The organism is Rhizobium sp. WYJ-E13 (genome assembly GCF_018987265.1).
Taxonomy (GTDB): Bacteria; Pseudomonadota; Alphaproteobacteria; order Rhizobiales; family Rhizobiaceae; genus Rhizobium.
Genome location: NZ_CP076854.1, coordinates 1,537,069 through 1,562,524 on the forward strand (window position 1 = coordinate 1,537,069; position 25,456 = coordinate 1,562,524).

The following is a 25,456-nucleotide window of genomic DNA, read 5'->3' on the forward strand; positions in this document are numbered from 1 at the left end:
GCTCCATTGCGTGCCGCCGATGAGCATCCGATCAGGTGCCTGTTTCGAACAGCGCGGCATAAACCAGCCGTTCTTCGATCACCCGGCGATTGAAGACTGCATTGCCGCGCCGTTCCGGAACGGTGCTGTCGGTGTAATAGCGTTCGAATTCACGCAGCATCAGCCGCGCCGGTTTGCCGCCGGTATTGGGCAGCGTCAGCGAAACCGACCATATTTCCGGATCGAGGAAGCCCGGGAGCATGATGGTAGGGTCAAGCACTGCAACTGTTGCTGCCGAAAGGTCCAGCGACGACGACAGCGAGATGGCGCTGCCTGCACGCGGCTCCACCGTCCGCGCGCCAGGTGCGGCAGCGGCCGGAAGGGCAAAGATGCCGCCCGGATTGATGCCTGGCGTCACCAACGGGTTGTCGCTCGCGTCGCCACCAACAATCGCGCTCGCCAGGACGCTTTGGTCGCGCCAGGCCAGATCGGAATCGATCTCGGGTTCACGGGTTTGAAGCACCAGTTCGACGCGGTTGCGTCCGGTCTCGTGGACGCCGCCGATGAACGATATATTTGTGTACTCCGAATCGACCGGAAACTTCATCGGTCCAAAATGAGGCACCCTGCCCGTGAGCTTGAGGCTGATCTGGTTGCCGGTCATTTGCAGGCTGGCCTTGCGTCTGGGCAGAACCTGGGCGAATTCGGTCATCACCACTTTTGAAATCTTGGCGGATGACAACGCGTTGGGTTGATAGCGCACCAGCGCAAGCCGCACAAAGGGCGTATAGGCAATGCCGGGATCGAGTTCGATATCGCAATACCACAGGTGCCGGTCTGCATCCCAGTGGACCCGATGGCCGATCACTTCGACAAAGGTGCCGTCCGGATGTTCCTGAAGCTTGAGCTGCTCGGACGCCACCCGTGCTGCGAAATCGCTGGCACTTGTCTTGGTCTTCGGCAGATCGGTATCCCAGATCGGGTCCAGGCCCCATTGGGTCACGACCGGCTGCATCTTGGCCGGAATGTCTGTGAAGCGGGCATTCTCGCCAAAGATGACGACGCCGAGAAGTTCACCGTCTCCGGAGCTGAACCAGGGGCGGTCGAGCCAGACGCGTAGGCCGTTGCCGATGCGGGTAATCTGCTGAGCGCTACCGGAACCTGTGCGGGTCCAGCGGAACGTCGGCACGACATAAAGCACACGCGGATCATCGGGTGGCGCACTGGCGAGTACGAGTGTCTGGCCGGTATCGCCTGCCGGATCGGTCAACACAGGAGCACCCGCATCGTCGTCAGCGGCAAGCTTGACGGGTGCGCCGGTGGCGATCGGGCCAAGGCGGCTGACAAGATCGCGCACGGCATAGAGCGACGGCGGCAGATATTCGCGGAAGCGCGTCGTGGCGCGCAGGCGATAATGGATCAACCGGAATTTCGTGTCGCCGAACTCATGGCGGTTCGCCGGGGCTCGCGGCCGAGCCGGATCATGGATCTGGCTATTGACGGCATCATCGAGATTGAATTCATTGTCGTGGTTCTCAGCAAGCTGGATCTCGCCGAGCTGGCCCTTGCCGACAATCCGCTCCGGTGCGGGCTTGCTGAGGTCATCGACCCATTCGTGCCAATCCGCCTCGATCTCGAACTTGCCGGTCGAAGGCCCGTGCAGGCGAACGATACGGGAATGCAGATCGGTGAATTTCGAGCCCGGTTCTCGAAAGTTGGAGAACGCAATGAGTTCGGGCAGGCAGACCGGCTGCTGCGTGGCATGCACCATCACCAGATTGCGGAACGGCGTCAGGAGCCAATTGGCACCCATGACGGCCATGCCGGAAACGAATTTGCGCTCCGCCGTGCTCAGCGTCCAACGGGGCACACCGAACGTTTCGATCAAATGGGGATCCGCAAAACTCGAATAGACGAGCCGCACGATCCGTCCCTTGGCAACAAAAAACGTCAGCGTTCTCTCGTTCTCGTCCCATTTCGGCGCGCCGTCGTCAAGGAATGCTTCCTTGCAGGGCAATTCCGTCAGATCCGCCTTTCTCTCCGCAACAATCAGGCGGAAACCGCGGCTGTGCGGCCAATCCTCCTGGTTCGCCACCATGAGCACCAGTTCCTGATTGGGAGCGCGGCGCACGACGCAGCTTGGCCCGAGGATCATTTCGGTGGCGACGCCAGGCAGCGCGTGTCCGGCCGCGGCCCGCAGCGCGATACCGGCCGCCGCCGCGTCCGGCAGATAAGGGGTTTCAACCGTTGCTTCACGATGAATGACATATTGGCCGGCGGAAAGGCGGTCGCCTTCGGGATTGTCCGGCCCGGGCAGTGCCGGCGGCACGGCGTTGGTCTTGGCAATTTCGGTAAGTGAGGTCGGTGTGATCAGTTCGACCTGTGCGCCGGCTTCGGCATCGTAAAGCGTACCTGCTTCGCGAGCCGCGATTTCGTAGCCTTTCTTGATGGTGAGGGGGTCGGCAAAGAAGGGGTCGAAAAGACCGTGCTGCTCGCATTGCTGCTGCGAGGATTTCGGCGGCACCAAGTGACGCTCGTTGCGTGCTCTATATTCGAAGTCCTGCGATTCCGGCTTGGCGATGGCCGCGGAAAAATCCGCCGTGCCGAGATAGGCAGCCGTATCGCTGTCGAAGTTGCTGCGGATCACCATGCGTTCGAGAGATTCACCTTCGCTCACCCGGTGACGCTGCACCAGCGCCGGCGGATCGATGGGCTCGAAGCGCCAGTAACCGACGGCATCGGTTGCCTGTTCGAGTTCACCAAGGGTCGGATCGTCCTTGTCGAGGCTGTTACCGGCGCTGTCGACGAGACGAGCCCGGAAACGATAGAGCTGGCCGAACCGCAGCTTCGGCAATGAGCCCCTGGCGGCCTTGAACTGGGCGGCGATCCCATTGCCGTCGGCTGCCTCGTCGGTGATCACGGCGTGCTGCTCACTTTGCAGCTGCGTATCCTTGACCGGAGCGGATCGCAGCACCAGGCCCGGACGCGGGGCGCTGAGGCTCCAGCCGGTCCAGCGAAACAGCGACTCGTGCAGATAATGATCGTCGGGATTTACTCCGTCGCTCGCAGTGCTTGTTGTCGACGCGCCTGAGACATAACCTTCGTCTGGAGGTAGAGGCAGCGACGTACCGGATTTGATCAACCGGTAGTCGCCGACGCGGGCGCAAAGCGAGAACCATTTGCCCGGGGTAACCTCATCCTTGACGGGAGAGACATCGACCCGGAAGCCGCGTATCACGTCCTCTGCAAAAAACACGATTCTGTTGCCATTGGCAGATTCGACAGCCTGATTTTTCAGGGCGGCGGCGGCGGCATCGGCGGCAACTTGTGCCGCCCGGCCGTGACGAGACACGCCGAGGCCGCCGGAGCGCAAGGCAGCAACAGCCTGCTTGTCGCCGGTCGTATAGGTCACCTCGCCATCGATCTGGCGCAGGCTGAGACTTTTGCCGACAAGGTTCTGTGCGCTGAGAGTGAAGCCCACCGTCTTGTGCACGGCCCCATCCGGATCGACCTGATAGACGTCGAACAGGCCGGGCTTGTCCTTTTCAACCAGACCCCAGTTATCGTCGGAGGCCTCGAGCCTGAGCAGGCCGCGCTGGAAGTCACTGCTGCGCGGCCGGGTGAAGAAGCGCTCCTTGTCGTCCTGCCAGGCCGTGCGTGGCGTGGTATCGTCATTCGGGTCGTGGCCGCCCGGCAGACTGACCAGCAGCGACATCAGCCCCTTGCCAATGCCGCCGCCGGCGGCGATGGCCTGGTCGAATGGCTCATCGTCTTCGATCACGCAATCGATCAAAAGCCCGAGCGCACGCAGCAGGGACGGATAGTCTGCATACGAAGCGACGATCCGGTGAAAATCGAAATCGGGCACTTTCGGCGGTGCCGGAATATCGGCATAGGACGGACGGCGCATGGCGCGCTCGGCCGCACTCGGCGGTTCACGGTTGTAAAAACGATTGGCTTGATAGTAGGCATATTCGTCCGCGCTGGCGAACTGATCCATGAGCGAAGCGTCCGGCGCGCCGACAAGCGGCGTGTTGGGTCCGCCGGGCCGTGGGTTGAACCAGTCGGCCGGCAGGGTACGCCGCACGACTTGCCCGGCCACTGAAGGACTTCCGGTTTCCTCTGCATCGATCGCGGCAACCGGGGTGCGATATTGTCCGCCCGGTCCGAAGACCGCGTCATTCAGGAAGCTTTCGATCGATCTTCCGTTTTCGGCCTCGCCGAAAAAGCGCGAAAATCCGGGCAAGGCAACTTCGATCGGGCGATCGCCCAGATTGAATTTCTGCGTTCGCGTGCCAATGCCGGTCAGCATGTCCTTGAGGTCGGGATGTGCGTCTTTCCAGGGCAGCAAGGTCGGATGGTTCGAGGCCGCCTGCACCGCAAGCCGCCCATAGTGGCGTCGGAGGAATTTGAGCACGTTGCGGACCTGGAACGAACGCAGATTGACTTTGCTCATGTCCTTGAACTGGAAACCCGCCACCGGGGTCGCGGTACCGAACAGTTGCTTCCAAAGATCGGAATCGCCCAGATTCAAGGGTCTCAGGGGAACCTCGGCAGGCCCTACCCTAAGCCCGAATTTCGCATCCGCCATCAGCGCCGGCCAGTCGAGAAACTCCGGAAACGCCTTGAGAACCTGCTCGTCGGCTGCCTGCGGCCGAAGCCTTGGAGAAACGGATATCGTCACCCGGCGCCTGCCGGCATTCGGCCCGTCGGTAAAACGCCCATGAGGCAGAACCGTCCAAAGAAGTGTCTGGGTTGCCATCGATTTTCCTCCCCGCTCAGGCAAAAGCTTCGCAATGGTCGCGCCATGCATATTCAGTATCGGCATCGATCTGGCCGAGTTCCTGATCCAGCGGGACAGTGGGATTAAAGCCGAGCATTTCGCGCAGGCTCGGATCGCCATTGGCGCCCGAGAATTTGCGTTCGCAGGTTATCGTTACGCTACCGGAGAAAATGAACACCGATATCTCGATCGTCAGTTGCGCCTTGCCGACGCATTTGCCCGACTGGAACTCGTAACGAAGCTCCAGATAGAGTTCGAGCGACGCCGTGATGATGCCGAGCACGCTCACATGGCCGCCGAGCCGGAAATAGCCGGTCAGCGAGGCGGCGTCCTGCTCCATACGGAAATAAATCCCGGCCATCACATGCACGCCACCCGAGGCGACACCGAGATCGATGGAAATGCTGGCGCCGAACTCGAACGACGCTTCGAGGATCTGGACGCCGTGCGGATCGATGGTGACTCCGAAGAAGCCGCCGCCGCCGAACATGTAGACCGTAAGGCAGAACGGCTGCTCACGGGTGCAGAAATTGAAGCGGACGCTGAGCGGCTGACCGATGAAGGGCACGGTAAACCCGGCGCCAAGCCCCAGATTGCTGAGACTCATCACCCCGATGCTGATGCTGGGCAATGTGACCGAGAAGCCGGCATCGATGCCCTTGGTCGAGATATCGAGATAGGGCGGGTCGCTGAAACCATCGAGTGGGATGAGGTCGCGCAAGGTTTCGACAAAACTTAACGGACCGACGAACTTGATGTCGTTGAGCAGCACATCGACATCCATCTTGGCGGCACTGTCGATGGAAAATTCAATTTTCTCGAAGTTCAGCTCGAGAAAGCTGGCCGGCGCAATCAGCACGAGATCAAAATGCTTGAGGCCGCAGGAGACACTGATCTTGGGTGCCGAAGCACCGTTTTTCTTGACCTTGGCTTCCACGGCAATCAGGAAACCATGTTTATCGTTGGCTCGAAACAGCGCCTTGTCAGGCGTGTGTGCCGTTCCCGGCAGCCACCAGCTGTCAATTTCCGGGTTCCAGTCGAAGCGAATTGTCAGCTCTTCGCCGACAAGCCCCTCTATCAGTTTGAGCAGATCGGCAATGCCACCCAGGACCTCTTCGACGGCGGTCATCGCGTCGACAATGACCTTGCGCGGGGCACCGTCAAGCAGATCGAAGCCGCCCACGGTCGTCTTGAGCGGACCGATCGCAGCAGCCACCGCCTCGACCCGGGTTTTCAGCGTCGCCGGATCGGAGAACAGGGCTTCGATCTGGCTTGGATCGCCAACGATGGCATCAAGCGCATCGAACAGCGCCTTTCCCTGTGCCACGAGCACGGGCAGGGTCTGAAGGTCTTCAAGAACCGCGTCGAGCTGGGCAACAAAGCCGAGAAGGCTCTGGCGGATACCCGATGGCAGATTGACGCCGCCGATATTCGCGTTAGCCGCGGTCTTGAGGTCGGCTAGGTGCGAACGGGCCGTCGCGATGCTCGCCGGGATATTGGTGAGATCCGGAGCTGTGGCGGCTCCGTTGACGACGAGCGAGGCGAGAGCCTGCAATTTGACTGCGACATCGTTGAGCGCCGTCATCAACTGGTTGGCGGCTGCCTCTACAGGGGCAATTTGCGCGGCAGCATAGGCCTTTGCCTGCGCAAGCAGGTCGTTCAGCGACGCCTTGAAGGCCGACATTGCAGCATTGCCGATGCTGCTTGGCTGCGAAGCGATGCCTTCAATGAACGCATAGAGACGCACCAGGCCGTTGATGAAGGATTCGACCTGGGTGCTGGCTTCGCTGCCGAACTTCGGAATTTTTTCCGGCGAGTCGACGAGATTTGCAACGGCCTCGATGACTTCGCCGAGCGGAATGCAGCCGAAGAGCAAAGGCAAAGGCAGATCGCTGATCGACGTCGGGAAGCCACCGCCGGCAGGCACTTTGCCGTCGATAAACTGGCCGACATCTCCCATGACCGGACCGGCAAAACGGGACAAGGCGTTCGGCTTCAAATTGGGCTGGACAAAACCGCCCGACCGATCGCCCTGCGACGAAAAGTCGAGCTTGGCCATATTGGGATCGTTCTTTACGTCGGCAAAGATCTCGCCGACATTGGTGTCGAAGCCCTTCTTGAGATAGAACGCGTTCCAGACCAGGGCGTTCGATTTGGTGCTGCCACTGAGATGGGCGAGCGCACCGATGCGAGCCCGTGTCTCGGAGACCTTGGGGAAAAATACGGGCCGGTTCAGCCCGTTGCTGAAATTGCGCAGTGTCTGGTTGTTGGCCTCAACCTCGCCGCCAAAATCGATCTCCTCGACCTGGACCGATGTATCGCCGGCCTTGACGCTCGTGGCCATCGCAACACGCTGCAGATTGAGCGTCGCGGTATGTTTGGCGCCGGCATTGGCATAGTCCTGGTTCGCGATGGCCGCATTGGTCTCCGCAGCGGCGAAATCGGGAACGAGCTTGGTGCTGCCCGGGTTTAGAATCCGCGGACATGCCAGGGTGTTGTCCATGAAAATCATCGGCAGATCAAAGGCCACGCGCCGCCCATCGAGATCGGTTGCGACGAACTGGAATTTGAATGGCTGGCCATTGACGTTGGGCCAGAACATAAGCTGCCCGAATCCGGCGACGTCCGAAGCCGTTGGCTGATCGAGATTTGGCGTTACCTGCGTGAGAACCCGTATGCTGGTGAATGGGAACTGGCGGGAATAGAACACATTGCCCGCATTGTTTCGCAGCTGATCTGCACCAGGCTCCACATAATTGCGCTCGCGTTCTCGTACGATGAGAAACAGGCGTTGACGCAAATATGCAGCATTGCCCGGCATCTGCTCGATGACCGGTTTGCCCTCACCGTCCTTGGCGCCGTTGTGGAACTTGCGCTCGCTGACTTTGACCAGGGAAACACGATGGCCAAAGGGGAACAGGAAGCCGCGATAAACGACGCGCACATAGTGGTCTCGCCCCATGCTGGCACGATGACCCCACTCCTCGACAGAAAGACCCGACGGATCCCAGTTGCCGCGTGATTCAAGCCAGCCGCCAAGTGCCGTCAGCATCATCAGATTGGTATCGACGGGCTGTGGCGTGTAGTTCGACACCGAGAAGTTCGATGAAAGATGCGCAATCTGGAACCGATCGTAATCGTCGAGCGGCATACGGAAGGGAGCGGTGCTCGGCGCGGGCAGTGCGGCGGCAACAGGGACGGGCCAGCCGCTTTGCATGGACTTGGTCGAACCTTCGCCGCTCAGCGCCCAAATGGCCCGCACGGTGCGGTTGGGATCGTCATAGGGCGGCTCGATCGTCTTGCCGTCGGCATCAGGAGCGACGAGCCTGGAATGCCAGAGTTCGGTGCGGCTTGTCGCCGGGGAGGTTGCAGGAGCTGTGGCGTGGCGCCATTTTTCCGCTGCATGAGGCGACAGGATCAGCCGCCACGGCAACTCGATCGACGTCGTTAGCGCCGACGGCAACACAGGACGAGGCGCGCCCGGCCTGGACGGCACGACAACATCGAGATCGAAACGATCCCGTGGCAACGCCTTAAGCGCGGTGCCACCCGAAAACTGGCGCGCTCTCAATGTTGCGAAATCACTTTGGACGGCGGCAATCTGAGTGCTTCTGATGGCGAAACTGGCCAAGGCGGCGCGTTTTGCGGCCGGCAAGGCGGCCAATCTGCGGCTATCGAATAGATCGGTCGTGGTGAATGCGCGCCGCCCCGCCCCGCGAGGTCCCGCATTTGCCGCCACTTTTAGACTAAGAGCCTGACAGGCGTCGAGAACGCCCTCCAAAGTATAGGGAACATCAAAGCCATCCGGCACCTGGAACACCAGTCGCGATTCCCCGGCAATGCGTGCCCGGATCGGAGGCGTGCGCGGAGTTTCGGAACCACCCGCGGGGTCTTGCTTGACCTGTTCGTCAGGCCGCTGCGCGGCAGGATTTTGAGTTCCGGAGGGCCGGGTCTCGAAAAACGTTTCCTCGGTGATCGACTGGGGCGGAAAATGCAAGATTATGTTGGCAGCTCCCGAAGCCTGCTTTTTCAGTCGGGGCGGAGTTCCTGCAACGATCGTCAGATTGCGCGTCTCGATACGCAGCGCAACCAGGTCATCGGGTCTGACAACCGCATCGCCCGGCCGGTTTTGCTCAAAGAGATTGCCGACAAAATCGAGCGGGCGCGGGACGAATATCGTGCCCAAATCAATACCGGTCACGGGGCCGACGATTGTGCCTGGCGCACCCGTCAGCACGCTCGTGCTGGCGTCCAGGCCTTCCGCACGTATTTGAGTGAGAGACGGAGACTGCGCTCCCGCCCTGATCGGTCGTTTTACCATCATCCGCCCTCCCCGCAGTGATAGAATAACATATGCCCGGGCAGTTGCGCCCGGAGCCACCAATTCACGAAAAAAGAAAGACAATTCGACCACAAAGAAAAAGATAGGAAAGAATAGTGACCTTCTCGCCAAACAGCAGCGAGAAGGCGAATGTTCTATTTCTTTTTCTATTGCCGCCCTGGCCAACAACATAAATCCGACGGCAATCTACACCAAATATTAGCATAATTGCGAATGCGCTTTGGCTAGCGGTAACGAATTCCTATCAACGACAACTGAACCAGCGAGAATGTTTCAATTTGGCTCGCAACAGCAACGGCTTTTAAGGCCTTGCAACGAGCTCGCATCACAACCTGACGCTCACACTTCCGCCGCGTGAGACACCGAGCACGACACCTTTGTCGTGGGCCCATAGATCAAGGAGCAATTGATCTTCAACATCGAGCATGCACGTCGGATGGCGATCGTTGAAGAACCTTCGACAGCAGATCACCGCTTCATCCTTCATTTCGGTATCGCGACAACAACGCTGAGGCCAGCCGGATTGCGCTGCCGCAGCTCCAATGTGCCTTGGTGGGCGTGAACGATATCTGCGACGATCGATAGACCAAGGCCAAAGCCGCCTCCAGCACGAGACTGGTCCGACTTGAAGAACGGCTCAAGGACCCGCTCTCTAAATTCCTGGGGAATACCGGGGCCGTCATCTTCAACGATGATCAGTACGGTTTCCGGCCGCTCTGCCATCGTCACCTCGACCTTGCCCGCAAATTTAACGGCGTTGTCGCAAAGATTGGTGACCGCGCGCGTGATGGAAAGCGGCCGGCACCTGGCCAGAAGCCGGTTCGGCCCAGTGTATCGGACGGCGTGGCCGATATCGGCAAACTCGCTGCAGACCGTCTGCAGGATGCTCGCGACGTCTACGAGCTCGATCATCTCGGTCGCATAGTCGTTTCTAAGATAGTTCAGGCTCTCCACCAGAAGGCTCTCGATCCGATCGATGTCGGAAAGCAGGGCGTCTTTCTGACCGCCGTCGCCCATCCGCTCCACACGCAGTTTCAGTCGCGTCAGCGGCGTGCGCAGATCGTGGCCGATGCCGCGCAGCATCCGGGTCCGGCCTTCGATCATCAGACGGATGCGCCGACGCATGCCGTTTAGCGCCCGGGCCAATGCAACGATCTCGATCGTTCCCCTCTCCTCGAAAACAGGCGAACCGGTGGTGATATCGGAAACCGCCGCCGCATGGGCAATGCGCTGTATGGGTTCCGTGATCGCTCTGATTGCGAATATGAAGAAAAAACCGATCAAGACGAAAAAAGCGACGAAGTAATAGGGGCCGCGTCCCAGGAACGCGCTGCTCAGCATGGAATCCGGAAAACCCGACGTGATGACGATCGTGCCGTCGTCGACACGCGCGGCAATCACCCGCCGGTCATCGAGGAAGGTCTGCCAACCGCCGATGGGCGGCTCGTTGTCTGGTGGAAACAACCGCGCGGTGACGATGTCAAGAAAGCTCTGGTGGCTCGAAGATTGTACAAACCGGCTCGCGGTCGCCGTCGGCGTGAGTTCGATGTCCCAGCCGGCGTGACGTGCGTTGGCGAGGATGATCTGCCGGTCTTCAGGCGAGGCGGGTCCGAGAAGCTCGGCGATGGCGTTCAGCTTTTCGGCGATATTCTCGAGATCCGGGGCGGCAAGATCTTCCCTGGCCCAGCGCTCCACCGCATCGCCCATGGTGATGATCGTCACCAGCGCAACCAGAATGATGATGGTGATCTGGCCGCGGATCGTCATCGTGACACGATGCAGGCGCTTAAACATCGGCCTCTTCCACCCGCGCGGTAAACACGTAACCGCCAAGCCGGACCGTCTTGATGAGGAGCGGATCGCGGGGATCCTTCTCGATCTTCTGTCTGAGCCGGCTGATATGCACGTCGATGCTGCGCTCGATCGGACCGGCGAGCCCCGCATGCGTCACGGCAAGCAGCTGCTCGCGCGTCAGAACCCGGCCGGCATTGCGGCAAAAGGCAAGGAGCAGATCGAACTCGTGGGTGGTCATGGCAATCCTGGCCTGGGCCGGATCGTGGACCTGGCGCCGGGCCGGATCAATCCGCCAGCCCTCGAAACGCAACAATCGCGGCGCAGGTCTCGCCTCCCGCTGTGCCGACAAGCCCGACCGGCGCAGGAGGCCTTTGATCCGGGCCAGGAGCTCACGCAGAACGAAGGGTTTGGTGACGTAGTCGTCCGCACCGATCTCCAGCCCAACGATCCTGTCGATGTCGGTGCTCAAGGATGTCAGCATCAGGATTGGGATGCCGCCACCTGCGCGCAGGCGCCGGCAGAGACTGAAACCGTCTTCGCCCGGCAGCATGACATCGAGGACAACGAGATCGAAGGGCATCGCCCGCATCTTCGCATCCATCGCTGCGCCGTCGCCTGCGAGCTCCGCATCCATACCCTGCTCGAGGAGACTGTCCCGCAGCATTTCGGCAATCTGACGATCGTCCTCGACGATCAGGATCCTCGGCCGTTCGACGGCCGCTCGTGCGCGCTCATCAACCAATCACGCCACCTCCGTTCTTCGGCTCCATCCTTACCATGAAGGGCGAGGCCTTCCTCTCCCGCGATTTATGAAGAATTGTTTCCATGGCGCAGTGCGGCCCGCCCAAGCAGAAACAATTCTTAACAACATCCAACACGCAATGCCCGTCGTGCATGGCACTGCTGAGGCGTGGCGTGCTTCCAGGTCGGTTTCGGGGGATGCGCGCGAAGTCAACCTCGGAGCATTCATGTCTGCCTCTAACAAACTGGCCGTCGATCGGTCCCGGCTGCTTTCCATCGCCGTGGCGTCGCTGTTCTTATCGCCCTTTGCCGCGCAAGCCGCCGACTTCACAAGCGACGGGCAGACCGCGCAGGAACCGCCACCGCCGGACCCGGAGCGTTTCGGCCCGGTCCGCCAGGCGTTGCACGATTGGCACGTCGTCATCGGCGCCGGCGCTGCCTTCAAACCGAAATATGAGGGAAGCGACGAGTTTGAAGTCTCGCCGTTCCCGTTCATATCGGCCGAATTCTTCGACCGGATCACCATCGATCCAAGCGGCATCGAGATAAACGCCTTCGAGAAGGATGCTTTCCGGTTCGACGTCAATGTCGGCTACGACTCGGGCCGTAACGAAGACGATGCCGACGCGCTGCGCGGCATGGGCGATATCGATTTCGGCGTGACGGTCGGCGGCAAAGGCACCTACACGTTCGGGCCTGCCAATCTCTTCGTCTCGGTCGACAAGACGATCGGCGGAAGCGACGGCCTGCTGGCAACCGCCGGCGCAGCAATCTCGCAGCCCCTGTCGGAGCATCTCATCCTCGGCGCCGAGGCCTCTGCCACCTTTGCGGACGACAACTACATGGAAGCCTATTTCGGTGTCGACGCGGCCCAATCGGCCCGTTCCGGCCATCCGCAATACAAGGCCGGGGCTGGGATCAAGAGCGTCGATCTCTCCGCCTCGGCCACCTACCTGATCAACGAGAACTGGGTGGTCAGGGGTGAGCAAGGCGTGGGCTTCCTGGTCGGAGACGCGGCAGACAGCCCAATCGTCAAGGAAAAGATCCAGTCGAAAACCATGCTGATGCTGGGTTACCGGTTCTGACCTCGGCCGGTCAAAGCATCCTGTTCAAAACCCGAAGGGTCGCCGACGCGGCGGCCCTGAACATCCGGCAATCAAACAAGAATCGCGCAGGGAATGAATAGATGACCTCCTTCATGCCGCTCTCTCGCACGCTCTGCCTGTCGCAGGGCGACCGACCGTTCCAAAACTCCAGAACGGGTCGCCTGGTATCGATCGCCCTGCTGTCTGCGACCGCGGGGCTGCCGATCGACGGTTTCGCCGCTGACATGGAGGCGCCGAAAGTGTCGGTCATCGCTGCGAGAGCCCAGGTTCTCGAACAGAGCGTTTCCGTCGTCGGCACGATCGTTGCGATGGAAACGACGCTCGTCAATACCGATCTGTCCGGAGCCCGGATAGTCTCGATCGCCGCCGAAGAAGGCGATCTTGTCAGCCGCGGACAAGTGCTCGCGACACTGGATACATCAAGGATCGATGTCGAGCTTATGCAAAACGACGCGCAGGCGGCGAGCGCGGCAGCACAACTCGGGCAGGCCTCAAGCGCGCTCGACAATGCCTTGATTTCGCAGGAGGAAGCAGAGGCAGATCTTACGCGCGCGCAAAAGCTCGTTCCCAAGGGGTTGATGTCGCAAGAAGCGCTTGAGCAGCGACAAAAGGCGCTCGCGCGCGCAGAGGTGACGGTGCGAGCCAGCGGGCAGGCTGTCCAGTCGGCAGAAGCAGCCGCCAAAACTGTCGCAGCGGAGCGCAAGGATATTGAATTGCGACTGAGCTATGCGAGAATTGTCGCGCCTGTCGCCGGCCGGATCATCAACCGGTCCGCCAAGGTCGGTGCAACCGCTTCCTCATCCAGCGAGCAGCTCTTCACCATCGCAAATGACGACCAGCTCGAACTGGAAGCGGAAATCCCGCAGGCCCAGTTCGATGTCGTACCCGTCGGCGCCGTCGCTCATGTTTTTCTCGGCGACGGTCGTGATGGTTTGACAGGCATCGTCCGTTTCGTCGCGCCGGCGCTTGCCGACCGGACACGGCTCGGACGCGCCCGGATCACCCTGCCCGGTGGATTGGCGGCCCCGATCGGCGCCTTTGCCTCTGCACGTGTCGAGATCGGAAGCAGCAAAAGCATATTCCTGCCCGCCTCGGCGATTGCCGGTTCCGGCGAGGAACCGTCGATCAAGATCCTCAAGGACAACAGCATCGAACGAAAGCCGGTTTCGCTCGGTTTTCGCCAAGCCGGTTTCGTTCAGATCCGCTCCGGCGTCGACGAAGGCGACCTGGTGGTGACGAAGTCGGGCGGCTTCATGGAGGCCGGCGATCACGCAGTCCCGGTCGTGGTGCAGACCGATGCAGGCCCGGTTTCCGAAAGCAACTGAGGTTATCCGATGAACATCTCCGCATGGGCGATCCGCACGCCGCTGCCCGTCATCCTCCTGTTCGTCATCCTCACGGGCCTCGGGCTGAAGAGCTACGCAACGCTGCCGATCACCTATTTTCCGGCCATCAATGTCCCGGCAGTGGGTGTGACCGTCGAAGAGACCGCGGCAGCACCCGATCAGATCGAAATCCAGATCACCAGGCTTATCGAGGACAGCGTCGCGGCCCTTCCCGATATCAAACATATCGAGTCCACAATTTCGGAAGGTCGATCGGAGACCAAGGTCGAGTTTGAAATCGGCGTGCCGGTCGACCGGGCCGTCTCCGACGTCAGGGACGCGGTCACGAAGATCCGTGATCGGCTGCCGGCGGCCATCGATGAACCTGTCATCGACAGGATCGATCCCGAAAACCAGCCGGTCGTCACCTACTCGGCCCATAACGGCTCGATGTCGGCGGAAGATCTGTCCTTTTTCATCAGCGACGTCGTCGTGAGAAAACTCCAGGGACTGGCCGGAATTGGCCGCGTCGAACTCGTCGGCACCGTCAATCGGGAAATCCATGTTCTCCTGAAGGCGGATAGGCTCGCCCCTCTCGGCCTGACGGCTGCCTCGGTCAGCGATCAGATCGCCGCAAGCCAGTTCAATCTGCCGTCCGGGCGCGGCAGCGTCGATACGCAGGACATGACGGTGGCAACCAAGGCGGCCGTTTCTTCCCTCGACGAGCTCAGGGCCATTCGTCTTGCCTTGCCGCAGGGAAAGAGCGTCTCTGTCTCCGATGTCGCTGCGGTTGCCGACACGAGAGAGAAGCGGCAGGATTTCGCGCGCGTCGACGGCGAGCCGGCGATCGGCTTTACGGTCTACAAGGCGACGGGCGCAGGAGACGTCGACGTCGCCAAAAAAGTTGCCGCAGCCCTTGAGGAGATGGCCGACTCAAGGCCCGGAACGGAGTTCAAGATCGTCGACGACAGCGTCACGCTGACGCTCGCCAATTTTCTGTCTGCCCGCAGCACGCTGATCGAGGGGGCCATTCTTGCCGTGGTCGTCGTCTTCCTGTTCCTGCGCGACTGGCGCGCCACCGTCATTGCCGCCATCAGCCTGCCGCTTTCGGCAATCCCGACCTTCTGGGTCATGGAACTGGCCGGCTTCTCGCTCAATATGCTGAGCCTGCTTGCGATCACCCTGGTGACAGGGATTCTCGTCGACGACTCCATCGTCGAGATCGAAAACATCGTCCGTCACAAAAGCCTCGGCAAAAGCGCCTACAAGGCTGCGATCGACGCCTCCGACGAGATCGGCCTCGCCGTCATTGCGATCTCGGCCGCCATCATTGCCGTCTTCGCCCCTGTCGGGATGATGCCCGGCGAAGTAGGTCAATATTTCCGGCAGTTCGGTCTGACGGTCGCGATCGCCGTCTTCTTCTCGCTCCTCGTCGCACGCCTGGTAACCCCGCTGATTGCAGCCTACTTCCTGACGTCGCCAAGCAAGGCGCCTGCGGAAGGGCGCCTAGTCGCGCGCTATCGCGCGCTCGTCGGCGTGGCCATCAGATGGCGATGGATCACAGCCGGGCTGGCGGCTGGCCTCTTTGCCATGACGCTCCTGCTTGCCGGTTTCCTGCCGAGCGCGTTTCTGCCGGCGCAGGATACCGGTCGGATGACGGTTTCGATCGAGCTGCCGCCAGGCTCGACCCTTACCGACAATGAAGAGGTGAGCGATCTGGTTGCCCGTCGCCTCAAGACGATCGAGGATATCGAGACGGTGTTCGTGCGCGCCGGATCAGGGTCCGACGGCGTGCCTGACATCCGCAAGTCGGTCATCGTGATGTCCATCGCAGATCGCAGCCAGCGCAAGCTTTCACTTGAGCAAATCCAGGAAAGCGTCGAGGCTCAATTGAAGGCCATTCCCGACCTTCGCTTCGAATTCATCAACGACCGCGGCGGCCGGGATATCTCGTTCGCAATCCTGAGTGCCAATGGTGAGCAGGCGTCGAGGGCCGCCCGGGCAATCCTGACCGAAATGCGCTCCAACGCGATGTTCGTCAATCCGGCTTCGTCGGAAGCGACACGCCAGCCGGAACTCGGGGTGGTCGTGTCGCCGGAGCGAGCTGCCGATCTTGGCGTCAGTGCAAGAGAGGTCGCGACAGCAATCAGGGTTGCGACGTTGGGCGATGCCGATTCCAGGCTGCCATCGTTCAAGGACAGCGGCAGGTTGATCCCGATCCGCACGCTCGTCGAGGATGCCGGGATAGACCGGTCGGAGAAGCTGCGACAGTTGCGGGTGGTGACGTCATCGGGAACCCTCGTGCCGCTCGAGGCAGTCGCACGCCTGGAGGAAAGCGAAAGCGTGTCCGTCATCCATCGCATGGAGCGTCAGCGTCGGGTCGAAATCGGCGCGGACCTTGCAGCAGGGATCACGCAAGGCGAAGGCATTGCAGCGCTCAAGAACTTGCCGTCCGTCAAGGCGCTGCCAGCGGAAGTCGAAATGCGGGCTACCGGCGATTCCGATTCCAAGGACAGCGTTTTTGCGAGTTTTGCCTTCGCCATGATCGCGGGCTTGAGCCTTGTGGTGGTCGTGCTCATCTTGCTGTTCGGCAGCCCGCTTACGCCGCTGACGATCGTCACCCCTCTTCCGCTTGCGCTTTCAGGTGTCGTTGCCTCCCTCATCGTCACCGGCCATCCCGTGTCGCTGCCGGTCGTCATCGGGATCCTCATGCTGATGGGCATCGTCGTGAAAAATTCGATCATGCTTGTCGATTTTGCAATCGAGCTCGAGCGGTCGGGCCTGTCACGTATCGAAGCGACAATCGAGGCCTGTGCCGAACGACTGCGCCCGATCGTCATGACGACGCTGGCAATGGTGGCCGGCATGGTGCCGGCGGCATTCGGCCACGAGATCGGCGGCGAGTTCAGGGCGCCTATGGCGGTCGCGGTCATTGGCGGATTGACGGTTTCAACGGTCCTTTCGCTCGTCGTCGTTCCTGCAAGCCACGTCCTGATCGCCGACCTCGGCGATGCGATCAAACGCCTGGCGCAGAAGATGTCGGGCAGCAGAGCTGCCGCTGATGGCCCAGGCGACGCCTTCGTCGAAAGGCCCGACAATTTGGGCGGTTAGTGCTGCGAGACGATCCGACCGTCAGGATTCACAGGGGCCTCGCGATGGATGGACAGTAGCAAATGACCGCAAGCGGATGGCTGTGGCGGCACTGTCTGCATCTCAAATCCCGAACACGTCAGCCGAGCGGTATCGGGCCGGCGCTGAGCGGCCCAATATGGTTGCGGGTTGACGACGCGGCTTATGCTGCATCGAGCGCCAGGGTGAGATCGGCAATGAGGTCGTCTGGATGTTCGATACCGATCGACAGCCTGATCGTTGCATCGAGGACGCCGATGCGCTGGCGCACCTCGGCCGGCACGCCCGAATGCGTCATGGTTGCCGGATGCGATGCCAAGGATTCCGTTCCGCCGAGGCTGACGGCAAGCTTGAAGATCTTCAGCGCGTTCAGAAACCGGAACGCGGCCGGCTGGCCACCCTTGATATCGAAGGAGAATGTCGAACCGGCGCCGCTGCACTGGGCCGCAAATGTCCTGCCGACGGCGGAATCGGGATCGCTATATGGCAGGTAGTGGATCGTTTCGACCTTGGGATGCTGCCTGAGGAAGTCGGCTACCGCCTTGGCATTGCTGTCGGCGCGCTCCATGCGGATCTGCAGCGTTTCGAGTGAACGCCCGAGCATCCAGCATGAATGCGGATCGAGCTGCGTGCCGATTGCGCCGCGAAGCGCCTTCACCTGCTTGATCAGCGCCCGGCTGCCAAGCGCTGCCCCGGCGATCAGATCCGAATGGCCGCCGACATATTTGGTCAGGGAATAGAGAGAAATGTCCGCGCCATGCTCGATCGGGCGCTGAAAGACCGGACCGAGCAGCGTGTTATCGCAGGCGACGACAGGCATATGGCCCTGCTTCTGACCGATTGCATCGGCAATCCGCCGGATCATCGCGATGTCGACAAGGCTGTTGGTCGGGTTTGCAGGCGTCTCGATGAGGATGACAGAGACACGGCCCTTGGCCATCGCCTCCTCGGCCGCTGTCTTTACCGAGGCTTCACTCACGCCATCGGCAAAACCGACTGCGGAAACGCCGAAATTGAGGAAGGTTTTCGCAAGCAAGGTTTCCGTCCCGCCATAGAGCGGCTGCGAATGGAGGATGGCATCTCCCGGACGGACAAAGGCAAGCAAGATCGTCGCGATGGCGGACATGCCCGATGAAAACACCGCGCCGCTTTCGGCTCGCTCGTAGACCGCCAGACGATCTTCGATGATCTCGCTGTTTGGATGATTGAAACGCGAATAGACGAGACCTGCCCCTCTTCCTTCCGGCGGCTCCTTCCGACCCGAGACGTAATCGAAGAAATCGCGACCGTCTTCGGCGGAGTTGAAAACGAACGTGGACGTCAGGAAGACGGGCGGCTTGACCGCACCTTCGGAGAGTTCCGGATCATAGCCGTAGTTCAGCATCTGGGTTTCCGGATGCAGGGGATGATTGCCGATATGGGTTCTTGGAGGATGCGGTGCAGTCATGGAACGTTTCCCTCAATTGGCGCTTCCTGGCATCAATATGCCTGCGCCTCGCTCATATCTGGAGCGCTGCAGCAACAGAGAAACACCCACGGGCAAATGACCAGCAAATTTAGTGAATCAAACGGCCTGGCTGGTGGAGTTGTGATACTGCAATCTCAGCGGGGCATTGAGATGTAAGTCGACGATACGCCGAGAACCGTACCAAATCGCTCAAACCACAAGGACGGACACACCCTCGCCGCAACCATCTCATCAGGCGACCGGTGACAGGCGTGCTGGCTGGAAAGTGGGCGCTCGGGTTGGCCACAGCCAGGGCGCCGACAGCACTGATGAGTGCAGCGGCCTGAGATCAGGGTCCAAGCGAGCGGACGGCAGCCTATCTCCTCGGCTGACGGTTCACCAATGTCCGAGATTGATTGATGACTGAGACTACTGTTTTGACGAAGCTTTGTGACACCGCCGATGGCTGGAATCGCGGGAGTCGGATATGTGATCTTTCGGGTCGGCGATCAGCGCTCACGCGGGCCGGGCTATTTGTCGGATGGCTTCCTGGCCGAGCGGCGAGCAGCCATGGCCCTTCCGTCGAAGCCGTGGCCCTCCCGTCGAAAGAGCTGCACACCACACATGCGTCGGAGATCAGACCATACAGGTAGATCTAAAGTTCGTACCATATCCGCGGATCATCGCCTGACTGGATCATCAGCCACCGAAGATCCGTATCCTTCCAGCTCTTGATCTCATTCATGCGATTATCGAGGACCAGATCGCCACGATCGGTCTTGACGACGAGAACCGCGTGGCCCTTGCCCGTGGGTGTCTTGGTCACGGCGATCCGCAGTGCCTTCGTCGACCAGCCCATAGCGATGAGGTGGTCGCGCTTCGTCAGCGCAAAATCCTCGCAATCACCTGACTTTACGTTCACCTGCCAGACATCGCCCTGATCGGGCCGTTCGTCCACTGGGCGGATCGAGCGGTTGACCGAGGTGTTGACGGCGTGAAGCTGCTTGTCCGCAAGGGGACTCAAGGAGATTTCGGACGCGTCGCCGCGAGCAGTACACTCATCCGGATTTCGGGCGCAGAACATTACATGCGCAAAAGGTGCTGCGGTCCGGCGCTTTTCGGAAATATAGCTGAATACCGGCGCCGTCTTCAGGCCACGGGCTACGCCGCCCGGACCGTCTGCATGAGCAGCCTGAACCACAAACAGAGATGCAAGCGTAACCACAACAACCAGTTCATGCTTAGACATTTTCTACCCCCGTGTGGCGGTTTACCGAACGATGATGAGCTCAGCCCAGCGGCGATGAAGCATTTTTAGGCGTGCGTCATTCGAACGGTGGGCACGTGATCGCGATCTCTTTTTCTTGGACCTTTCCGGAGACGGTCAATCATTCAGGTGTGTCCGGGTCTTCAGTCACAGCGGAGCTGGCGGCATGCGCATCGCGACCGACGCATCGACGCCAACGGCTTGACAATTTAAACTAGCACGGCGAGCAGCAATTTCAATTGTCGCGATAGGTGCTGATTTGAAAAAGCGTTGATGAAGGTGCCGCATCCGCGTGGATGGACTTGCTTCAGGAGCTTGATCGAATATGCGACGCCCGGCAGTGAACGGTTTGCCATCCCGGTGGCTGTCCTACGACGTCCAGCACTTTGTCGCCGACGACCTTCCGGCGATCGACATGTTCGCTCCGTCCGAGGTCTACAAAAAGAGCCTGGATGTTTCCATCGTCACCCGAGAGGAAGGGCTTCTCGCCTGGCGGTGCAAGAGAGGGTAATCGGTTCGCCAAGCCCAAACCGGTCAATACGTGCCATGCTGATCCGTGCACGCTCTTGGGCCTGGCACAGGTTGGTGCCCAAATTGCGCACGCGTGCGCCGCGGCCTGTTATAAAAACTATTATATTACTTTCGGTTGCATTTTCGCGCAAACCCCGCAATGATCATTCCATGATCGGAGGTACCAGCCATGAAGGCCAAATCGCCCACATCGATTGATGTCTATGTCGGTAGCAGAGTACGAGCGCGCCGCAAGCTGCTCAGGCTATCGCAGGCCGGTCTTGCCGAACGGATCGGCGTCACCTTCCAGCAGATCCAGAAGTATGAAAAAGGCATAAATCGCATTGGCGCGAGCCGGCTGCAGACGATCGCCGAAACACTGGGTGTACCCGTTCAATTCTTCTTCGAAAATCACACCGAGCCTGCCGCTTACAGCCTTGTCAGCAACGGCCGTGATGATGTGAATGCCTTTTTGATGTCGAAGGATGCCCAGGCTCTCAATCGCGCCTTCATGGCGATAGAGAGCTCAGAGATCAGGCAGAAGCTCATCGCCCTGGCCAAGAGCCTTGCCAGGAACACGACTTCCGACATTGATGACGTCATCCATCCAGAGGCCGGCGCCTGAGGACTTTTCGTGATTCATCTCCAGACCTTTGGCGAGTTGCGACTGACAGATGGCCTGGGCGCGCCGATCCGCTATCCGGTCAAGGCTCTGGTGATGCTGGCCTATCTGTGTTGCTCGCCGGATCATCAGCGCAGCCGACAAGAGCTTGCGCGGTTCTTGTGGAACGAGACCGGAGATCATCTTGCCGATCTCAATTTGCGGAAGCTGATTTCACGCATTCGCGATACAACGACCGTATCCGACGAACAGATCCTGAGTTTCGGGCCGCCTTTCGTCACCCTAAACAAGGCCGCCATATCGGTTGATCTCGACATATTGCGAACGAAAAAGCAGCCAGTGGCGCAACTGGCCGTCGTCAGCGACCTTGTGCAACGCGGCTTCATTCCCGGTCTCAGCGCATCAACCAAGGCAATCGACGGATGGATCGAGCGCGAACGGCAGCTGCAAGTGCTCACCCTGAGGGACATCTTCGTCAGAGCTGCGGATCACATTCGCGATGATGAGGAACGTCGCCTTCTGCGCCGCTCGGGACTTCAACTTCTTGAAACCTTTCCCAACGACGAGCAGATCCGCTCCATCCTTCGCGGCACGGCGGATGATCATTCGCAACGCCACCTGCGGGCGACGAGATCCGTAGGAGTCGCAAGCAGCCCCATCGCGGAGCAACAAGACACCACCCTGCCGCAGATCGTAACCGCGACACCAGCGCCACGGCTTGTTCTCTTGCCTCCAGGCGCAGCGGCCTTGACGCGGCAGGCGGCTATTGCCGACGCCCTTATCGAGGATGTCACGATCGAGCTCTGCGCGCTACGCAACATATCCGTCGTCGCGCCCCATACAGCCGAGCAGATCCGCCGCGACTCCGACAAGGCCACGATCGTTCAGCGGCACTCGATTTCCTACCTCCTGGACACACGGCTTTCTGGAGAAGGGCTTTATGCGCAACTCATTTATTTCCCGACCGACGAGATTTTGTGGGCGGCCCGATTTGAAATGGCAGTCGAGACGCTGCCGACGCAAAGGCGCTTGATCGCCCAGAAACTTGCCGATGCGGTTTCGGGACAATTGAAGCGCAACGAAAGCACTCGCCTTCGCAACGAGGCTGACCCGCAAGCCTATCATTCCTATCTCGTCGGTGCCGGCTTGCTCACCAAGCTTAGCCTGCCGGATATCCGGCGTGCACGGAAATCCTTCAAGCGCGCACTGCATTTTTCTTCGGATTATGCCCCTGCTTTCACAGGCCTGTCGCGGACATTCACCAGCGAGTGGCTGTTGACCACGCAAGGCGATCCCGCCCTGCTGAAGCTTGCGGAAGATCAGGCGCTCCGGGCGATAGAAAGAGATTCAGAATCGGCAGCCGGGCATCGAGAACTCGGTGTGACGAAGCTCTACCAGAGTGCTGTCGATGACAGTGTTGCGGCACTTGAGCTCGCCGAAAGCCTCAGCCCGCATTATGCCGACGTCATCTACAGCCATGCGGATACGCTGGTCCATGCGTCGCGGCCGCAAGATGCGCTGGAGAAAATCAAAAAAGCGATCTCACTCAATCCGATCGCACCCGACGCCTACCTCTGGTGCGCGGCTGGGGCGAGCTACTTCCTTGAACGTTACGAGGAGGCGCTCGCCTATGTCGATCAAATGAAAGACAAGGCACCGGCCTACCGCATCGCAGCAGCCAGCTGCGCGATGATCGGCGATCGAAAACGGGCACAGTTTTACCGGCAACGCGCCGAAATGCTCAACCCTACTTTCGAGGTCGAGAAATGGCTCGCCTTGGTGCCCTTCAAGGAGCAATGGCAAAAAGAGCTTTACCGGGACGGTCTTTTCAAGGCCGGATTTTCAAAAACCTAACGGGAGAATGATATGGCAAAAGTTGTTGTATTGGGTGTATCGGGCGACAAGGGACTTTGGTTGGTGGACATTGACGCGGGGACTGTGACGCCATTGCAGGTGCCAGCAGGCACTGATCTGGCGGCAGCCGTCAAGCAACGAGAGGCCGGCGGCACATTGATCAAGAATGTCGATTTCGCGGTCGCCGTCTCGTCAGCGCAGACGGTTTTCTCCGGCCACGTGGATGGCTGAAGGCGAGCGACGCTGACCGGTCATTCCGATCCTTATTCTGACCGAACGATTGCGCCGCGGGACACGTTGTCCCGTGTCGCTCCTTATCTAGAGGCGATGGGCATCACGCGCCTGTCACGACAGACTGATCTCGATTGTGTCGGTCTTCCGGTCTGGTGCGCCTATACACCGAACTCCCGCTCCATTGTCATCGCCCAAGGCAAGGGACTTGAGGATATCGACGCCAAAGTCTCGGCGGCAATGGAGGCCCTGGAACGTGCGGTGGCGGGCGACCCCATCACCGTCACCACGGTGTCGTCGGCACGAGACCTCAAACGCCGGGGCGATCGCGTCGAACCGCTCGATTGCCTGATCGCAAGCGGCGAGCGGGTCGTGGGCGAAGACGAGGAATTGGCCTGGAGCCTGGCAACGGAATTGCTGCACGACCAGCCGATCCATGTTCCGCAGGATGCCGCCGTCCTCGACCGAACAAGACATAATCGGTTCTGGATGTCGTCTGACGGGCTTGCCTCGGGCAACACCATGGATGAAGCAATATTCCATGGCATTCTGGAGCGCATCGAGCGCGATGCCCATGTGCTTTGGCAGATTGCCAGCGAAGACAGGCGCGACTCATGCTGTGTCGATCCCAAGAGTTTTGCCGACGCCGCACTCTCGGGCCTGATTGACAGGATCGAGGCGGCCGGGCTTGTCGTGAAACTTTTCGACATCACGAGCGATATCGGTATTCCCTGCTATACCGCGCTCGTTGCCCCATCAGCGGCCAACAGCAAGGCGCCGCTCCGGTTCGTTGAGGTCACCGCAGGAAGCGGCGCTCATCCGTGGGCCGTGCGGGCGGCAATCCGCGCCGTGACGGAAGCGCTTCAGTCGAGACTGACCTATATCAGCGGCGCCCGCGACGATGTCTGGCCCGAACTGTTCACGACGCCTCTTCCGGCACAGACCCGCAGCGCCTTTCTTGCCGTCCCTGCGCCCGTATCTGCCGCCACCATCGCGAAACCGGTCGGAACTGTGTCGAACCTCTTGCATGAACTGCTGGCCAGACTTCGCGCTTGCGGCATCGGTTCGGTCATCGCCCTGCCTCTCATGCCTGAGGACCGGTCATTTTCGGTGGTGAAGATTTTCATTCCCGATCTCGAGAATCCCGAGGGCAACAGGCTCCATCGTTTCGGCCAACGTGCCCTTGCAAGGGCGATGCGCTGGTGAAGGTCGTTTTCATCGGTCCAAGCTTGCCGGATGCGGCAAGCCACGCCTCCGGCGACATCGTTCTCCGGCCACCCGCCATTCAGGGCGATGTGTTAAGAGCGGTGGAAGATGGCGCCAACGTCATAGGCTTGGTTGACGGTGGCTTTGAAAATACCGCGCCGGTTTGGCATAAGGAAATCCTCTTTGCGCTCTCGCTCGATGTCACGGTGCTGGGCGCCGCCAGCATGGGCGCCTTGCGTGCCGCCGAATGCCAAGCGTTTGGAATGATCGGCGTTGGACGGATTTTCAACGACTATGTCAGTGGAACCACCGTCGACGACGCCGATGTCGCGCTTTTACACGAGCCGATGGAGCTGGGTGGCAGAGCGTTGACCGTACCCATGGTCAATGTCAGAAGCACTTTGGACGAGATGGAAAGGCAGCAGCTCTTCGATAAAGCCTTTCGCCTGGCTCTCGAACAAACCGCTGCAAACCTCTTCTTCAAGAAGAGAAGCTGGGCTCTCATCGTTCGCGCATGTGCGGCAATACCGGCGTCCCAAAAGCAGTATTGGCTGGACATGCTGAAGACCCACACGGTCGATCAGAAACGGATCGATACCCTGGCGCTTCTCGACGCTGTTGGCGGCGCAGATGATCAGCGCGTGCCCAGAAATCGCCATTGGGAATTCAGGAAAACGACGCTTTGGTCAGAACAACTAGCCCGCTCAAAGGTTTAGACCACATTGCACCCATAAAGTGTTTCACGCGTTTTTCACGCACTTTAGTACCGAACTGTCCCTATGGTCATCAACGCAATCTGGAGAATTGATATGACGGTCATAGGGTCGGGAAAGCTTCAGCACGCAGCGGCGGCAGATATGGATAATCTTGACGAGCTGGTAGCTTTGGCTCGAATGATCACCTATGCAAGGGCGCTAGCGGAAGATTTGAAGATCGAACTGGGCGCTCAGTCTCTCGACCTGGCATTGACGGCGGTTACGCGGGAGTTGCGCAGGGCGACGGATGCAGATCTTCCCGGTCTGGAACCGCTGCTCGCGGACGTGAGTATCGAGCTGCACTGATCGGTGCTGCGGCTGGTGTCTCAGTCGTTGTTCGATGCAGCAAGATGTCGGCAAGCAGA

The 25,456-nt window shown here is 60.1% G+C and carries 15 protein-coding genes; 9 read left to right on the plus strand and 6 right to left on the minus strand.

Annotated features, from left to right (window positions below; all coding sequences use genetic code 11):
• Positions 1-31: 31 nt before the first annotated feature.
• The 4 genes from KQ933_RS28580 to KQ933_RS28595 all read right to left on the minus strand — a co-directional run bounded on the left by KQ933_RS28580 (position 32) and on the right by KQ933_RS28595 (position 11,640).
• Entirely contained in the window at positions 32-4,741 is a 4,710-nt protein-coding gene (locus tag KQ933_RS28580; RefSeq protein ID WP_216759361.1) for a hypothetical protein, read from the minus strand.
• Positions 4,742-4,757: 16 nt separating this feature from the next.
• Positions 4,758-9,086 carry a hypothetical protein gene (locus tag KQ933_RS28585; RefSeq protein ID WP_253958358.1) on the minus strand — a complete coding sequence of 1,443 codons (4,329 nt, stop codon included), beginning with the start codon at positions 9,084-9,086 and terminating at the stop codon, positions 4,758-4,760.
• 501 nt (positions 9,087-9,587) lie between these two features.
• Entirely contained in the window at positions 9,588-10,898 is a 1,311-nt protein-coding gene (locus tag KQ933_RS28590) for an ATP-binding protein (protein WP_216759362.1), read from the minus strand.
• Positions 10,891-11,640 (minus strand): response regulator transcription factor, encoded by a 750-nt coding sequence (locus tag KQ933_RS28595; RefSeq protein ID WP_216759363.1) that lies wholly within the window; start codon positions 11,638-11,640, stop codon positions 10,891-10,893. The genes KQ933_RS28590 and KQ933_RS28595 overlap by 8 nt, the downstream gene beginning before the upstream one ends.
• A 226-nt stretch (positions 11,641-11,866) precedes the next feature.
• Here KQ933_RS28595 and KQ933_RS28600 point away from each other — a divergent pair, with 226 nt between their 5' ends.
• The 3 genes from KQ933_RS28600 (at position 11,867) to KQ933_RS28610 (ending at position 17,181) form a co-directional block, all read left to right on the plus strand.
• The gene (locus tag KQ933_RS28600; protein ID WP_216759364.1) at positions 11,867-12,724 is read left to right on the plus strand and encodes a MipA/OmpV family protein; all 858 of its coding nucleotides are present in this window, start codon (positions 11,867-11,869) and stop codon (positions 12,722-12,724) included.
• Between the two features lie 101 nt (positions 12,725-12,825).
• On the plus strand, positions 12,826-14,070 hold the full coding sequence (locus KQ933_RS28605; RefSeq protein ID WP_216759365.1) for an efflux RND transporter periplasmic adaptor subunit: 1,245 nt from the start codon (positions 12,826-12,828) through the stop codon (positions 14,068-14,070).
• 9 nt (positions 14,071-14,079) lie between these two features.
• The gene (locus KQ933_RS28610) at positions 14,080-17,181 is read left to right on the plus strand and encodes an efflux RND transporter permease subunit (protein WP_216759366.1); all 3,102 of its coding nucleotides are present in this window, start codon (positions 14,080-14,082) and stop codon (positions 17,179-17,181) included.
• A gap of 181 nt (positions 17,182-17,362) precedes the next feature.
• Here KQ933_RS28610 and KQ933_RS28615 read toward each other — a convergent pair whose 3' ends face one another.
• Positions 17,363-18,646, minus strand: coding sequence for a cystathionine gamma-synthase family protein (locus tag KQ933_RS28615; RefSeq protein ID WP_216759367.1), 1,284 nt, complete (start codon positions 18,644-18,646; stop codon positions 17,363-17,365).
• 655 nt (positions 18,647-19,301) lie between these two features.
• Positions 19,302-19,895: a transglutaminase-like cysteine peptidase gene (locus KQ933_RS28620; RefSeq protein WP_216759368.1), complete on the minus strand. Its 594-nt coding sequence runs from the start codon at positions 19,893-19,895 to the stop codon at positions 19,302-19,304.
• 718 nt (positions 19,896-20,613) lie between these two features.
• On the opposite strand from KQ933_RS28620, the gene KQ933_RS28625 reads away from it, so the two are divergent.
• The 6 genes from KQ933_RS28625 (at position 20,614) to KQ933_RS28650 (ending at position 25,397) form a co-directional block, all read left to right on the plus strand.
• On the plus strand, positions 20,614-21,048 hold the full coding sequence (locus KQ933_RS28625) for a helix-turn-helix domain-containing protein (RefSeq protein ID WP_216759369.1): 435 nt from the start codon (positions 20,614-20,616) through the stop codon (positions 21,046-21,048).
• Positions 21,049-21,057: 9 nt separating this feature from the next.
• Positions 21,058-22,899, plus strand: coding sequence for a peptide antibiotic resistance protein (locus KQ933_RS28630; RefSeq protein ID WP_216759370.1), 1,842 nt, complete (start codon positions 21,058-21,060; stop codon positions 22,897-22,899).
• A 12-nt stretch (positions 22,900-22,911) separates the two neighbouring features.
• Positions 22,912-23,130, plus strand: a complete 219-nt coding sequence (locus tag KQ933_RS28635; protein WP_183734128.1) for a hypothetical protein — start codon at positions 22,912-22,914, stop codon at positions 23,128-23,130.
• A gap of 48 nt (positions 23,131-23,178) precedes the next feature.
• Complete coding sequence (locus tag KQ933_RS28640) at positions 23,179-24,336, plus strand: YcaO-like family protein (protein WP_216760851.1); 1,158 nt, start codon at positions 23,179-23,181, stop codon at positions 24,334-24,336.
• Positions 24,333-25,052, plus strand: coding sequence for a TfuA-like protein (locus KQ933_RS28645; protein ID WP_216759371.1), 720 nt, complete (start codon positions 24,333-24,335; stop codon positions 25,050-25,052). Before KQ933_RS28640 ends, KQ933_RS28645 begins: the two co-directional genes overlap by 4 nt.
• Positions 25,053-25,115: 63 nt before the next feature.
• On the plus strand, positions 25,116-25,397 hold the full coding sequence (locus KQ933_RS28650; protein ID WP_216759372.1) for a hypothetical protein: 282 nt from the start codon (positions 25,116-25,118) through the stop codon (positions 25,395-25,397).
• Positions 25,398-25,456 lie beyond the last annotated feature (59 nt).